The sequence below is a fragment of the Geodermatophilus sp. SYSU D01186 genome (genome assembly GCF_054050215.1).
The window spans coordinates 28,025-41,588 of sequence record NZ_JBJGYW010000012.1 but is presented as its reverse complement, the minus strand read 5'-3'; the positions used below and the strand labels follow the sequence as shown (position 1 = coordinate 41,588).

Sequence of the window (13,564 nt, the reverse complement as noted above, 5' to 3'; positions counted from 1 at the left end):
AAGGCCTCTGACTCCTAGATCCACCTCCTGCTACAGAACGTCATCAGCTAATCACAGCCAGCGGTCTGGATCACTCGTGCCGGATAGGTGTCATTCCGATGAGTGGGGCAGTCGTCGACAGCGGTCGGCAGTTGACCGCGCGTGTCAAGCCATCGCCGTGGCAGTCGAGTCCAAGATCCGAGTGCGCGGTCGCCGGACTACTTCGGGCTGGCCTTCGACGGAGGCTCGAGCCACTGCTCATGACCGAGCGGCGCGTCGTTCAGCTGATCGCGGCGGCTGCGCCAGTCCGGCATGAAGCCATCCATGAGTTTCGCGAAACGGTCCCCGTGATTCCGTTCGAGGTAGTGCGTCATCTCATGGACGACGATGTACTCCAAGCAGTCCGGGTGCTTCTTGGCGAGCTCAACGTTGAACCAGAGGTGTCCGGTTTCGCGGTTGCAGGAGCCCCACTTGGTCTTCATGCGCCGGACGCTCCACTTGGGCACGGAGACATCGAGCCTTTGCTCCCACGTGGCGATCGCGGCGGGGATGGCGTGGCGCAGCTGCTCCCGGTACCAGTGATCGAGGAGGTCGCGGCGACGCGCCGTGCTCGTGCCCGGCGGGACGTAGAGCAGGAGCCGGCTGCCGTCAAGCTCCAGGTGGGCGCGGCCGGGTCGCTCGACCACTTTGAGGCGATGCCGCGCGCCCCAGACGTAGTGGGACTCCCCCGTGACCATTTCGCGCTCGGACTGGCGCTCGGCCGCCTGCAGTTGTTCGCGTTGCCGCTTGATCCACGGCAGCCGCTGAATGACGGCCAGTCGCACCTGGTCGTCGTCGAGCCGCTTCGGGGCGGCCACGCGCACGCGGCCCGTCGGCGGGTAGACGCCGATGTGCAAGTTCTTGATGTCCTTGTAGACGACGTCGATGTCGATGCCGCGGACGCTGAGGTAGGCGTTAGCGGTACTCATCCCGCGCCTTCACCAGGTCGAACAACTCGTCGAGGCGGTCGAAGCCCTCGGGCAGCGTGCGGCCGATCGCACGCTTGACGACCTTCTCCTTCAGCGTGTTGCCCACCCAGTCGTGCGGCTTGCTCGTCAGGATCGCGGTTTCGACCAGAATTGGCATCGCAGGGTCGGGCCAGCCGAAGTCCACCAGGGCGCGGCGCGCGCCGTTGTTCGCCCAGGCGGGATAGGCGGTATCCGACTCCTTCGTCCCAAGCTTCTTCGCCGCGTCCAGCAACTTGGCCAGGTACTCCTGGTAGTCGATGGCTTGCTGACGACGCTGCTCGATGATGGCATCGAGCAACTCGGACATCTTGTCGTAGTACTTCGGATTCATCGCCCGCTCGTCGATGATCACCTTGCGCATGTTGTTGGTGATCGTCTCTGCGACCGCCTCAGGGCTCTTCTTGATCCCAGCGGGCAGCTTGTCGATCGCCTCCGCGCCGAGCTTGACGATCAGGTCGATTAGGCCTGCGTCCTCAAAGTTGGAGATGACCTGAGAGGCACCGGCTTGGATGTAGGTGTCGAGCAGGAACCGCATGCCGGCCTCGTACTGCTTAAAGTCGACGTCTTCGCCGGCACCGAGCTTCACCTCGGCCCGGACGTCGACGTAGTGCGCGATTTCCTTCTTGATCGCCTCGGCCTCGGCCACGCTGTAGCCGGCGGCACTCATCTCGTTGGCGAGGTTGCCGTAGGCGCGGGTCACGGCGGCGACGGCCTTGTACAGCTCGACCCGCTTCGGCTCGTTGGCCTTGAGCTGCTCCGCGTTGCCCTGCTCGACGGCGCAGAAGTACTGCTGGTACTGCAAGGTGTTTTTCGGCGACGCCACAGCCTCGACGAGCGCCCGGACGCGTTCGAGTGCTTCATCAAGATCGTCGCGCGCCTTCTCGATGCGGTCCGACAGCAGTCCCTCGATGTCCTGCTTCTCGTAGCCATCCAGGGCGCCTGAGGTGTAGTTGGTGATGGCGGACTCGAGCGAGTTGAACAGGTCCTGGTAGTCGACGATGTAGCCGTAGTCCTTGTCGTCGCCGTCCAGGCGGTTGACGCGGCAGATGGCCTGGAACAGGCCATGGTCACGCATACTCTTGTCGATGTAGAGGTAGGTCGCGCTCGGGGCGTCGAAGCCGGTCAGCAGCTTGTCGACCACGATGAGCAGCCGCATCTGGCCGGGGTTCTCGATGAACTGCTTCTTGACCGCCTGTTCGAACTCCTCGATCTTGCCGACGGCGGTGTCTTCCGGCTCGTCGAAGTAGTCGGCCAGCATCTTGCGGTAGATGTCGTACTGGCGGATTTTCTCGGTCTTACCCGCGCCGGCGTCTTCCTGAGAGATTTCGCTGGCGTTCGGGACGTAACTGGTGACGATGGCACACTTGCCCTTGAAGCCGGCGGCCACGAACATCTCGTAGAACTTGCAGGCCTGGTAGATGCTGGAACCGACCAACATGGCATTGCCGCGCCGATCCATCAGGCGAGGCTTGGTCTCCATGTCCAGCAGGATGTCGTTGACGATCCGCTTGGCGCGGGGCTCGGAGGAGACGACCTTCTGCATCGTGCCCCAGCGCTTCTTGAGCTCGGCCTTCGACAGATCGGTCATGCCCTTGGTCTTGACCTCGAACCACTTGTCGACCTGCTCGGGGCTGGTCAGCTCTTGGTCGATGTTGCGGGCTTCGTAGCGCAGGTCGAGCACGACGCCGTCTTCCACGGCCTCATCGAACTTGTAGGTGTGGATGAACGAGCCGAAGGTCTCGATGCTGGTGGCCTTGTCGGCCTTGAGCAGCGGAGTGCCGGTGAAGCCGATGAACATGGCCTCCGGCAGGAGCTGCTTCATCGCCTGGTGCATCTTGCCGGACTGGGTGCGGTGGGCCTCGTCGACGAAGACGAAGATGTTGCCCTTGGCCTTGAAGTCCTTCGGGATGCGGGCCTGCAGCTCCTTGATGAAGCCGGCGGTCGCCTCGTCGTCCTCGTCGTCTGTGTCAGCGGCCCGGAACTTGTGGACGAGTGAGCAGATCAGCCACTCCTCACTCGCGTTGAGGGTGCTGATGAGGTCGGCGCCGCTCTTCGTGCGGTAGATCTGTTCGTTGACGCCGCCGAACACCTTCTCGATCTGCTCGTCGAGTTCGCTGCGGTCGGTGATAAGCAGTACGCGGGCGTCGGGCTGGTTCTCGCGGATCCACTTGGCGAGCCACACCATCGTCAGGGACTTGCCCGAGCCCTGGGTGTGCCAGATGATGCCGCCCTCACGCTTGGCGATCCGCTCCTGGGCGGCTTTGACGCCGAAGTACTGGTTGTGGCGCGGGCCCTTCTTGGTGCCCGCGTCGAAGACGATGAAGTTGTGGATCAGCTCGAGAAAGCGCTGCTTCTGGCACATCTGCAGCAGCGCCCGGTCGAGCGGGTCGCCGACGTCGGACGGCTCCTTCCATTCCAGCCAGTACTTCTCAGGCGTGTCGATGACGCCGTAGCGGAGGCCCTCGACGTCGTTGCCGGCGAAGACGAACTGGACGGTGGAGAAGAAGGACCGGATGAACTCCGGCTTCTGATTGCCGATGGTCTGTCGGATCCCCTCCGACACCGCGACCTTGGATCGCTTGAGCTCCAGCGTAGCGAGCGCCAGGCCGTTGACGTAGAGCACCACGTCAGGCCGCTTGGTGTGCTGGCCGAGGACTGTGACTTCCTCGGCGATGCCGAAGTGGTTGGCCTCAGGGTTCGTCCAGTCGATCAGCCACACCGTCTTGGTCTGCTCGCCGACGCCCGGCCTCACCTTCACGCCGTAGCGCAGCAGCCCGTAGACGTCCCGGTTGGCCTCGTAGAGGTCGTGACCGGCACCGACCGCGGCGGCCTTGCCAAGCTGGTCGAGTGCTCGGGTGATGACGTTGTCGTCGTAGCCGCGTGCCTTGAGGTTCTGTGTCAGCTGGCCGACCTCGATCTTGGCGTTCTGCTCGCGGTACTCCCAGTTGCCGCGATACTCGTAGCCGAGTTGGTCGCGGAGCAGCGCGACGACGCGGTCCTGGGCCTTCCGTTCGATCTGACCGACATCACTCATTACCAACCTCCTTCTGCATCGCCTCCTCAACTCCTTCCGTTTCCCACTGCCCGTAGGTACGGCGCGTGCCTTGCACCAACCAATCAGCCCGGCCGTTGGCGGTGCGACCGGCGACGATGGCAGCCGCGGCGCTAGGGCTAGCGAACACGTGGTTGCGGGTGAAGCGCATGGCCGAACCATCGGGCACTGGCACGAGCGTGCCGTCTTGCTCCAGCTTTGCCCGCAGGCCCGCGTAGCTGTGGCCGACAACGCCGGTCCACTTGAGTCGGGCGCCCGAGCCTTCAAGCACGGCGAACTCGCCGTCGACTTCTTGCGCAGTCGCGGTGATGCCCGACTTCTTCAGGAGCATCTCGAACACCGGCGAATTCGTCCGACTGGAGGTCGGCTCGGCGATCGGCACACGCGACGTCGTCTTCGGCGACCGGAAGATGTTCACCCCGAGCACGGGCAGCACGATCTTGGCCTGCTCGATGAAGTACTCCATGTCCGACACGTCAGCTTCGGGCAGGACGATGGGCGGCGGGGTCGTGCCGTTGGTGAGCCGCGCGCGGCTGGCCTGCAAGGCAAGCGTGATGAACCGACTCTCCAGGTAGCGGGCGTGCGCCTTCGTCAAGTTGGTGTCCTTGCTGGTCAGTACGATGGCTCGATCCCAGAAGTCCTTGCCGTTCTGGTCTTCCGAGCGAGCGTGCTGATACAGGCGCTTGCTGACGTCGTCGCCTTCGCCGATGTACGCCATCTGCCCGCCGACGCTGTCTGGGTCGTCACCGAGCAGGATGTAGATGCCGGTCCGCGTGGCCTCCGGGCGCTTTAGGAGCGCCGCGAGATCTGACCGCGGCGCCGCCACGACATGTCCGGTCCAGTTCATGATCTCCGCGGTCAGCAGCCCGCCGGGCGTGCCGTCAGCCAGGAAAAGCCGAACAGACTTGCCGTCGCTCACGATGTTGCTTCCACGGGCAGGCGAGTGCGCCCGGTCAGGAGCTGCTGCATCATGCCGCTCTTGATGTCCCGAGCCTTGGTGCGGCGGATGTCTAGGAGTAGAAGCTCGCGATCTACATCGTCGAGCAGATTCGCGATCGCTGCGCGCTCTTCGGCGTCCGATGGCCAGGCGAGACTAAACGAGCGCACCTCATTCGAGTTCACGGCTGTGAAAGTGCTACCTTGCTCATACAGCGCCCACGCAGGCTCGGCATAAACCAAAGCGTGGAATAGGAATCGATTGTCAGCCTTAGCGTTAAGCGCGCAAACACCCCGCCCAAGACAACTTGCTTTGGACGCAACAGCGGTATAGCCAACCGGCGCACGAACCGTCAGCAGTACATCGTCAGCGTTACAGGTCTTTGTTGGTGCAGTCGTCCAGATTCGGTCAATAGTTGCGCGGTTCTTGATATCGGCGTTGCCCTGGATTAGGGGCAGGCCCAGACCGCCAGAGTTGTAAGACGATCCCACTGGCGACTGACCCATCGTTACAGTGGCAACAGACCCGAGGCTTACCTGCCGCCATGCCTCCTCGAATCCCGGCAACCGAGTGCGACCGGTCAGGAGCTGCTGCATCATGCCCCGCTTGACAGCCTGCTTCTTTATGACGAGGCGCTCAAGGGTACTGATGAGGTCATCGATGCCCTGGAGTACATCGCCGATCCGGCGCTGTTCGAGCTCCGACGGCAGCGGCAGCGGCATTTGGATGAACTTCTCACGCGGAAGGTGAGCAATACTCGTCTGTGTCACAAAGTCAGCAAAGGCACCCGTTGAGGACCAGTAAGCCAGCAACGCGAGCATCAGACGAACATCGTATCCACTCTTTGGGCGAAGTCGATGAAGGGCCTTCTGGTAGTAACATTCGGACAGTTCATTTCGCCAGATTGCACCTCGTCCGACCTCGCCGCCCTCGCAGACTAGGAGATCACCGTCTCGCAATCGATAACGCTGGAGATCTGAGCGACTCATTGGCACAACGCCCCTAGCCGACACATCGATCCGCCCCCACTGAACGGCTCGATTACCCAGGTATGGCTTTGGGACGCCCACATTTTTGGCCGCGTCAAGCATCTTCCCAAGCTGGACATCGAACTGCTCACCGACGCTCGACAGCGCCCATGTCGAGGTCATGCCTCGACCCCCATGGCTGCAAGGTGATCTGCAACATGGGCTTCGAGCTTATCCAACTCCGCGTCTAGATCACTGACTGTCGCTGCATAGCGTTCACCGAGTTGCTCGATGCGTGCGACGAGATCGAGCGTGAGGGCCTGAAGTTCGCCAGTCACGCGCTGTAAAGCGACAGCCTTCCACTTATCGTCGAGCACTAGCGCTTTGACGTCGTCCTCGGTAAGGCCGCCGTACTTCTTGAGCGTGGCAAGGTCGAGCTTGGCCTGCGCCTCCTTGACGTTCTTCTTCGCGGCAGCTTCCGCATCGTAGAGCCCAAGGACGTGCTCAAGTGCCTGAATCTCGTCGGCGTCGGACTTCTCACGCTTGGCGCTGCGGAGGCGCGCTGCCACGAGCGCCCTGGAAACCTTGTCGTCGTCCATGGCGTCAGCCAGCAGCCCGTCTTCGACGGCGTGCTCCTCGATGTACTCCTCGACGGCGCGCGAGGCCTCCTCGACTGCCGCTGCGAGTTCGTCGATCTTGGCCTGCTCGGCGGCGAAGTAGCGCGCGACTATCAGGGCAGGCGGGATGAGATCCATCTTGTACTTGGTGGCACTGCGGCCAGCACCAATTACCAGATCGGGAGTCTCAGAGAGCTTCCGTTCCTTGTCCTCGATGGCCTTGCGAGGCTTGGCGGCGTCCAGCCAGCCGTCGCTCATGATCAGGTAAACGTCGTCATGCATGGTGTCGTGCCAGTACGACATGACCTGCTCGTAGACGTCGTACTCGTCGAGTAGTGGTATCGGCTTGAAGCGGAGCAGCAGGTCGTCGCCGAGGTTGGCGATCAGGTCGTTGGGCTTGGTGTCGGCGGTGATGCCTACGAGCGCATCACGGTGGGCGCCGAAACAGTCCTCGATGATGCCGGCGGCTTCGTCGCGCAACTTTTGGAAGCCCGCGGCATCGAAGATGGCCTGCTGCACCGCGCTGACATCGATAGCGAGGTCGCTGTAGCCGGGGCGGTTCGGCGTGAAGATCTGGCTGCGGAGCTGCGGGAACGCGTCCCAGTAGCTCTGCAGGGCATCGAGGTCGCGGTCGGGGATACCGCCGTGCAGGTGGGCGCCGAGGTCCTGAAGGTCCTCGGGCTCGGAGGAGTCGATGTAGCGCGGAATGTTGAGGTTGTAGTCGTTCTTGGGGTCGGCAATCTCGCTCATCGGCACCATGCGCGAGTAGCGGTCGATCTCGATCTGCTTGTTGAAGGTGTCGACAACCTTGTGCAGGTCCTGGCTACGCAGGCGGTTTTTGTTGCCGTCCTTCATAAAACCCCTCGAGGCGTCGATCATGAAGACGCCAGTGCGGCCCTGAGCGTTCTCCTTGTCGAGGATTACCACACAGGCCGGGATGCCGGTGCCGTAGAAGAGGTTGGTCGGCAGGCCGATGACGCCCTTGATGAAGCCGCGCTTGAGCAGGTTGCGGCGGATAGTGGCTTCGGCGTTGCCCCGGAAGAGCACCCCATGCGGAAGGATGATCGCAGCCTTGCCGGTGCTCTTGAGGGACTTCAGGGCGTGGAGCAGGAAGGCGTAGTCGCCGTTCTTCTCCGGCGGACGGCCGTACTCGAAACGGCCGTAGTCGTTCTCGAGGCCGTTCGTCCAGGCCTTGTCGGAGAACGGCGGATTCATAACGACAAAGTCGAAGGTCCGCAGCTGGTCACTCTTCGTGAACTGCGGGTTGGCGATGGTGTTGCCCTTTTCAATCTCGGCGATCTCGTTGCCGTGCAGGATCATGTTCATCTTGGACAGCGCCCAGGTGGCGTTGTCCTTCTCTTGGCCGTAGACCGTCATGCCGCGCGGCGCCTCGGCGGCCGCCTTGAGCAACAACGAGCCGGACCCACAGGCAGGGTCGTAAACGGTCTGATCCTGGCGGGTGTTCGGCCCGATGCCGACCACCTTGGCGAGGATCCGCGAAACTTCGGCCGGCGTGTAGAACTGCCCCTTACTCTTGCCGGACTCGGTGGCAAAATGGCGCATCAGGTACTCGTAGGCGTCACCGAGCAAGTCGTCGCCCTCGGCGCGTGAGCCTCGGAAGTCCAGGTCCTTGAAGATGGTGACCAGCTTGGAGAGGCGGTCCTGCATCTCCTTTCCGCGGCCGAGCTTCTCCTCGTCGTTGAAGTCGGCCTGATCGATAACGTTGCGCAGCCCGTTGGCTTCGGCCAGCTTGGCGATGATCTTATTGAAGCGGTCGCCGATCTCCTTGTCGCCCTTTGCGGCGAGCATGTCATCGAAGGAGCCCCCAGGCGGCACGTCGATGAGGCTGTTCGGATCAGCCTTCTGCTTGTCGGAGACGTACTTCACGAAGAGCAGAGTGAGGATGTAGTCCTTGTACTGACTTGCGTCCATGCCACCGCGCAATTCGTCGCAACTCTTCCAGAGCGAGCTGTAGAGGTCAGATTTCCGGAGAGCCACGGTCGGCCTTTCGACTTGATGAGGGCGTTGCCATTTTCGTATTGATTTCAGCACGGAAGTAGCCTGAACGGTGCCGGCCTTCAGTCAGCGGTCGACTTTACCGGCACCCTTGTGCATACGCGGAGAGGCGGCGCCTCGACTCCAGACCACGAGCGCCCAACGAGCGGTGCGGTGCCCGGTTCGACGCGGCCGCCGGTGGCGAGAGCGCGAAGCTCGGCGGCCGCATAGGCCGGCCGCCACGATCTCGCGCAGGAGTGCTGCCCCATCTGGGCGGCCCTCAGCTGCCCGTGCGCGCGACCGGAATGCCGGGCCAACCAGGGCCGGGGCGGAAGCTGCCGCGGCGTGCGGCCGGCGGCGCAGCCACCGGAGCGGCGACCAGACGGAGCGTCGTCCCGCTCGCAGCGGGCACCTCGCGGCGGCGCAGGTTGTCCCGGCACCAGCGTTCGCAGTCGGCCATCAGGTTGCCGGTGGTCATCGGGCGGGAGATCCCGCTGGACGGCATGCCGGACAACACTGCGCAGCTCCTCGGCTCAGGACGACGGTTTCGGCGTCCCGACCGCAGGGTGCTGCCGGGCACAGTCGTCACCGGCCGAGAACGACCGAAGGACCTGCCAAGAGCGCGCCGGAAGACGGGGAAGGACGCAGGACCAACCGTAGGGGACGCCCGTGTCCGGGCCCGGCATCCCGATGACCGGCGCGCCCCTGCAGAGCCGGCCGGGCGGCGCATCCACGCCCGGGCCATCACGGCATTGCGGGAGAAACCGATCACAGCCAAGGTGTGCGCCAGTGGCGATGCCACCGGGGCGCCGCCACGAGCGGAAGGTGCGGCGCCATGCACGCTCGATCCACCACCATCAAGGCCGACCCCGACAACCTCGACGCCGGCATTGCCTTCACCCGTGACGAGGTGATGCTGGCGATCCAGCAGATCGACGGCTGCATCGGCCTGTCGATGCTCACCGACCACGAGAGCGGCCGCTGCATCGTCACGACCTCCTGGGCCGAAGCCGACGCCATGCGCGCCGCCACCGAAGACGTCCACCCCATCCGCCTCATGCAGGCCTTCGGCGCTCAGAGCCTCCACATCCAGGAGTGAGAGATCGCCATCCTGCACCGGGAGCGCCCGGCCGGGAAGGGCGCCCGGCGCGCAGGTCACCTGGGCCGCATCGCACCGAACCACTTCAACGAGCTGCTCGACGCCTACCGACACAACCTCATGCCGCGGCGCAGGAGCTGATGGACTTCGACAGCCTCAGCATGCTGGTCGACCGGCGCACCGGGCGGACGGACAGCGTCACCGCCTTCGAGACCCGCGACGCCCTCGCGCTGGTCCGCAAGCACGCCAGGCACCTGCGCGAGCCGTTCGCCCAGGCCATGGGCACCGGGATCACCGACTTCGCCGAGATGAACCACCCCGTTGTCCACCAGCTGGTCCCGGAAACGGTCTGAGGGACTTCGCTGCCTGAGGAGCGCCAGTAGCGTCAGCACATGGCGATCGACCCCCGCGGTGCCGACCTCAAGCGCTTCCTTCAGGAGGACCCCAGCGGTCCCGTCGTCATGCTCAAGCTGCTGCACGTCGCCGAGGACGGCCACGAGTCCTACGACCGATACGCCAAGGCCCTCTCCGAGGCCTTCCTCCCCCGCTACGTCGGCGAGGGCCTCTACGCCGGGGACGGCGGCACGCCGCTCGTCGCCGAGCAGGGCCAGGACTGGGACGCCGTCCTGCTCGTCCGCTGTCCCTCCCGCAAAGCGTTCAGCCGCATGGTCGCCGACCCCGACTACCAGCAGGTCAATGACCTGCGCACCCAGGCGCTCACCGAGGCCGTGCTCCAGCCGACGACCCCCTGGTAGCCATGCCGGGTCGGGACGAGGGGACGCCGGCGCGAGGCCGGCAATCCACGCCGACCTCTGGTTCATGAAGGCCTCCCGCCAGCGGGCATGGGCATCCGTGACGGGTTCCGCTGCGCGCTTCACACGGCTCCCCGATGTGGCCATCTTCGACGTAGCCCCGCACCACCTGCGCGTCTCGACCGGGCCTGACCATCCGGGTCACCGGCGCGGGAGAACACAACCGACCCGCCTGCCCCCTGCGGCCCACCCCCCGGAGACCGTCACTTTCCGCATTCTTCGGCTCCCAGGAATCTCACCGGTTCACTCCGCTCTCGCGATCGGGGGAAGTGCGTCACTCGCAGTCACCGATCTGCACGATGCTTCTTGCGGAAGGCCGGGCGCTCCCTTAGAAGTCCCCATGACGGCGCAATGCCGTCGTTACGCTCCCGCGGTGTTCACGACCGACGAGAGCGATTCCCGATCCGCACAGCCGACCGCCGGCGATGACGTTCAGTACGAGTACATGTCGGCTCGCGCACTCCGCGGCACCGAAGCACGGACGATCGCCAAGTGGCTGAAGGATGGCTGGGAGCTGGACACCCAGACCCCGGGGACGTTGCGGACGGAGATCACCTTCCGCCGAGTGAAGCCGAAGAACGCCTGGGAGCGGTGCGTCGCGTTCCTCGCCGCGCACTGGCCCGGTTTCGGCCGCCTGAGTTCGACGACGCAGCAGTTCGCCCTGGCAGCGGCGTGCGGCCTGGTCGTGCTCGTCCTGGTCAGCGCGATCGTGGCGGCCAGCGTGCTGGGTGGCGGGACCCAGCCGGCCGCAGCGCCGACCGAGGCCGCTCCCAGCGCGGAGGCGTCCGGGACCGTCCCCAGCGGGGAGCCGTCCGAGACGCCCCCGACGGCGGAGCCTGCACCCGGGGCGTACACCTACGCAGGTCCGCCGTACGAGGTCGTCGTGGTCGACGAGAACGTGGGCCCGGCCGCCTTGGATCAGTACTGGGTGCTGACCAGCCCGCTCGACTACTCCACCGACGAGTACAAGAACCAGATCAAGCTGATCATCGAGGACATCGCGCGCCAGGACGGCACTGCGGCGCTGATCGTGAACGTCGTCACCGACCGGGAAGTGGCCGAAGCCGAAGCCATCTCGACCTACGAGCAGTTCATCGCCGAGCACGGGACGAACTACGCCGTCAACGGCATTCCCGCCAAGGAGCCGGAGCACTGGGCTGCGTCCTACACGGGGGGTTTCGACTTCGACGCCGGAGAGGCGAGCGAGTCGGCCGAGGCGTTCGAGGTGATCTGGCGCCCGTATGCGACCCAGGAGACCGAGCAGTGGCAGCCGGCCCTCGCCGGTTGAGCTGATCCGGGACGGTCGTCAGACGCCGAGGTGGTTCAGCGCCTGCATCAGAAGGGTGCTTTGCCCGTTCTCGAACTCGGCGAGGACAGCAGGGTCGCGGGCCTCGAGCGGCGTGAACCAGGTCAGCTCGAGTGCGTCCTGCTGCGGCGCACAGTCGCCCTCGACCGGCACCACGTAGGCCAGCGACACCGCGTGCTGCCGCGGGTCGTGAGGCGGCGTCACACCCGGGGTCGGGAAGTACTCAGCGACGGTGAACGGCTGCGGCGCGGGCGGGATCCGCGGCAGCGCCAGCGGGCCGAGGTCCTTCTCCATGTGCCGGAGCAGGGCCGCGCGGATCCGCTCGTGGCACAGCACCCGGCCCGACACCAGCGCCCGCTTGATCTGCCCGTCCTCACCGGCCCGCAGCCCTCCCCCGGCCGGGGTGGACGGCAGTGGGCGGACGCGCACCCCGCCGACGGCGCTACCGTCCGATGGTGGGTTCCGCGGACGAGGGCCGGCCGACGCGGGGCCGCCTGGCCCGGACGGCGCGGCTCGCTGCGCTGCCGGCCGCGTACGCCGGGCGCACCGCCCTCGGGGTCGGCAAGCGCATCGGCGGCCGCCCCGCCGAAGTCGTCGCCGCGCAGGTGCAGCAGCGCACCGCCGAGCAGCTGTTCGCCACCCTCGGCCACCTCAAGGGCGGCGCCATGAAGGTCGGCCAGGCGCTGTCGGCCATGGAGTCCGCGCTGCCCGAGCAACTGGCCGGCCCCTACCGAGAGACCCTGACAAAGCTGCAGGAGGCGGCGCCCGCCATGCCGACCGCGCGGGTCCACGAGCAGCTGGAACGCTCGCTCGGCCGGGACTGGCGACAGGTCCTGAAGAACTTCGACGACCAGCCGGTCGCCGCCGCCAGCATCGGCCAGGTGCACCGCGCCACCTGGCGCGACGGCACGCCGGTCGCGGTGAAGGTCCAGTACCCCGGCGCCGCCGAGGCGCTGGTCGCCGACCTCGGCACGCTCCAGGTCCTGACACCGATCCTCAAGGCGGCGGCCCCCAGTCTCGACGCCCGGGAGCTGTTCGCCGAGCTGCGCGAACGACTGAGCGAGGAGGCCGACTACCAGAAGGAAGCACAGGCACAGCGGGACTTCGCCGACGCCTACCGCGGCGACCCCGACATCTGCGTGCCCAACGTGCTCAGAGTGCAGCGCCAGGTACTGGTCTCCGAGTGGGTCGGCGGCACTCCCCTGTCGCGGGTCATCGACACAGGCACCCAGGACGACCGCGACCGCGCCGGTCAGCTCCTCGTGCGCCTCCTCGCCTCCGGCCCCGCCAGAGCCCACCGCGTGCACGGCGACCCGCACCCCGGCAACTTCCGCCTCCTCCCCGACCGGCGGCTCGGCGTCCTCGACTTCGGCTCGACCCAGGCCATGCCGCACGGCTGGCCCGACCGCCTCGGCCCCCTGCTGGCCGCCGGCCGGGACGGTGACGCCGCGACCCTCCACCGCATCGCCTCCGGGCACCTGGTCGACCCGGCCAAGGTGACGGCGGAGCAGCTACGAGACCTGCTCGACCCCTACCTCCAGCCGCTCCGCACCGAGAGGTACCGGTTCACGCGCAGCTGGATGCAAGAGCAGACCCGCCGCGCCTCCGACCCGCTCGGCGCCACCGCCCGCACCCAGCGCCGGCTGACGATCCCGCCGCACTACCTGCTGCTGCAGCGGGTGGCCGCCGAGCTGGTCGGCGTCCTGTGCTCGCTCGGCGCGACCGTCGCGGTCGACGCCGAGGTCCGGCGGTGGCTGCCCGGCTACGACAGCACGGGCACGTAGCGAGGGAC

General features: G+C 65.8%; 12 protein-coding genes. 5 read left to right on the top strand and 7 right to left on the bottom strand.

The features are described from left to right. Positions 1 to 197: 197 nt before the first annotated feature. The 6 genes from ACI784_RS11005 to ACI784_RS10980 form a co-directional block, all read right to left on the bottom strand. On the bottom strand, positions 198 to 947 hold the full coding sequence (locus ACI784_RS11005) for a M48 family metallopeptidase (protein WP_457013484.1): 750 nt from the start codon (positions 945 to 947) through the stop codon (positions 198 to 200). Further along, positions 934 to 4,020: a type I restriction endonuclease subunit R gene (locus ACI784_RS11000; protein WP_457013483.1), complete on the bottom strand. Its 3,087-nt coding sequence runs from the start codon at positions 4,018 to 4,020 to the stop codon at positions 934 to 936. Before ACI784_RS11000 ends, ACI784_RS11005 begins: the two co-directional genes overlap by 14 nt. Then, on the bottom strand, positions 4,013 to 4,957 hold the full coding sequence (locus ACI784_RS10995) for a GIY-YIG nuclease family protein (RefSeq protein WP_457013482.1): 945 nt from the start codon (positions 4,955 to 4,957) through the stop codon (positions 4,013 to 4,015). Before ACI784_RS10995 ends, ACI784_RS11000 begins: the two co-directional genes overlap by 8 nt. Then, a complete protein-coding gene (locus tag ACI784_RS10990; RefSeq protein WP_457013481.1) occupies positions 4,954 to 6,126 on the bottom strand; it encodes a restriction endonuclease subunit S in 1,173 nt (390 codons plus the stop codon). The genes ACI784_RS10995 and ACI784_RS10990 overlap by 4 nt, the downstream gene beginning before the upstream one ends. Further along, on the bottom strand, positions 6,123 to 8,558 hold the full coding sequence (locus tag ACI784_RS10985) for an N-6 DNA methylase (protein ID WP_457013543.1): 2,436 nt from the start codon (positions 8,556 to 8,558) through the stop codon (positions 6,123 to 6,125). Before ACI784_RS10985 ends, ACI784_RS10990 begins: the two co-directional genes overlap by 4 nt. Before the next feature lie 277 nt (positions 8,559 to 8,835). Beyond that, entirely contained in the window at positions 8,836 to 9,033 is a 198-nt protein-coding gene (locus tag ACI784_RS10980) for a hypothetical protein (RefSeq protein ID WP_457013480.1), read from the bottom strand. Positions 9,034 to 9,390: 357 nt separating this feature from the next. Between ACI784_RS10980 and ACI784_RS10975 the strand changes: the two genes are divergently transcribed. The 4 genes from ACI784_RS10975 (at position 9,391) to ACI784_RS10960 (ending at position 11,754) form a co-directional block, all read left to right on the top strand. After that, the gene (locus ACI784_RS10975; protein WP_457013479.1) at positions 9,391 to 9,654 is read left to right on the top strand and encodes a hypothetical protein; all 264 of its coding nucleotides are present in this window, start codon (positions 9,391 to 9,393) and stop codon (positions 9,652 to 9,654) included. A gap of 140 nt (positions 9,655 to 9,794) precedes the next feature. Beyond that, a complete protein-coding gene (locus tag ACI784_RS10970) occupies positions 9,795 to 10,007 on the top strand; it encodes a hypothetical protein (protein ID WP_457013478.1) in 213 nt (70 codons plus the stop codon). A 39-nt stretch (positions 10,008 to 10,046) separates the two neighbouring features. Then, entirely contained in the window at positions 10,047 to 10,409 is a 363-nt protein-coding gene (locus ACI784_RS10965) for a DUF1330 domain-containing protein (protein ID WP_457013477.1), read from the top strand. Between the two features lie 430 nt (positions 10,410 to 10,839). Continuing rightward, positions 10,840 to 11,754 (top strand): hypothetical protein, encoded by a 915-nt coding sequence (locus ACI784_RS10960; RefSeq protein ID WP_457013476.1) that lies wholly within the window; start codon positions 10,840 to 10,842, stop codon positions 11,752 to 11,754. 18 nt (positions 11,755 to 11,772) lie between these two features. Here the strand turns inward: ACI784_RS10960 and ACI784_RS10955 are convergent, their stop codons facing one another. Then, on the bottom strand, positions 11,773 to 12,201 hold the full coding sequence (locus ACI784_RS10955) for a DUF4916 domain-containing protein (protein WP_457013475.1): 429 nt from the start codon (positions 12,199 to 12,201) through the stop codon (positions 11,773 to 11,775). 26 nt (positions 12,202 to 12,227) lie between these two features. Between ACI784_RS10955 and ACI784_RS10950 the strand changes: the two genes are divergently transcribed. Next, entirely contained in the window at positions 12,228 to 13,556 is a 1,329-nt protein-coding gene (locus tag ACI784_RS10950) for an ABC1 kinase family protein (protein WP_457013474.1), read from the top strand. Positions 13,557 to 13,564 lie beyond the last annotated feature (8 nt).

Excerpts from the sequence above, each read along its gene's own strand:
- ACI784_RS11005 (WP_457013484.1), bottom strand. The coding sequence starts at position 947 with ATGAGTACCGCTAACGCCTACCTCAGCGTCCGCGGCATCGACATCGAC.
- ACI784_RS11000 (WP_457013483.1), bottom strand. The coding sequence starts at position 4,020 with ATGAGTGATGTCGGTCAGATCGAACGGAAGGCCCAGGACCGCGTCGTC.
- ACI784_RS10990 (WP_457013481.1), bottom strand. The coding sequence starts at position 6,126 with ATGACCTCGACATGGGCGCTGTCGAGCGTCGGTGAGCAGTTCGATGTC.
- ACI784_RS10980 (WP_457013480.1), bottom strand. The coding sequence starts at position 9,033 with ATGACCACCGGCAACCTGATGGCCGACTGCGAACGCTGGTGCCGGGAC.
- ACI784_RS10975 (WP_457013479.1), top strand. The coding sequence starts at position 9,391 with ATGCACGCTCGATCCACCACCATCAAGGCCGACCCCGACAACCTCGAC.
- ACI784_RS10970 (WP_457013478.1), top strand. The coding sequence starts at position 9,795 with ATGGACTTCGACAGCCTCAGCATGCTGGTCGACCGGCGCACCGGGCGG.
- ACI784_RS10965 (WP_457013477.1), top strand. The coding sequence starts at position 10,047 with ATGGCGATCGACCCCCGCGGTGCCGACCTCAAGCGCTTCCTTCAGGAG.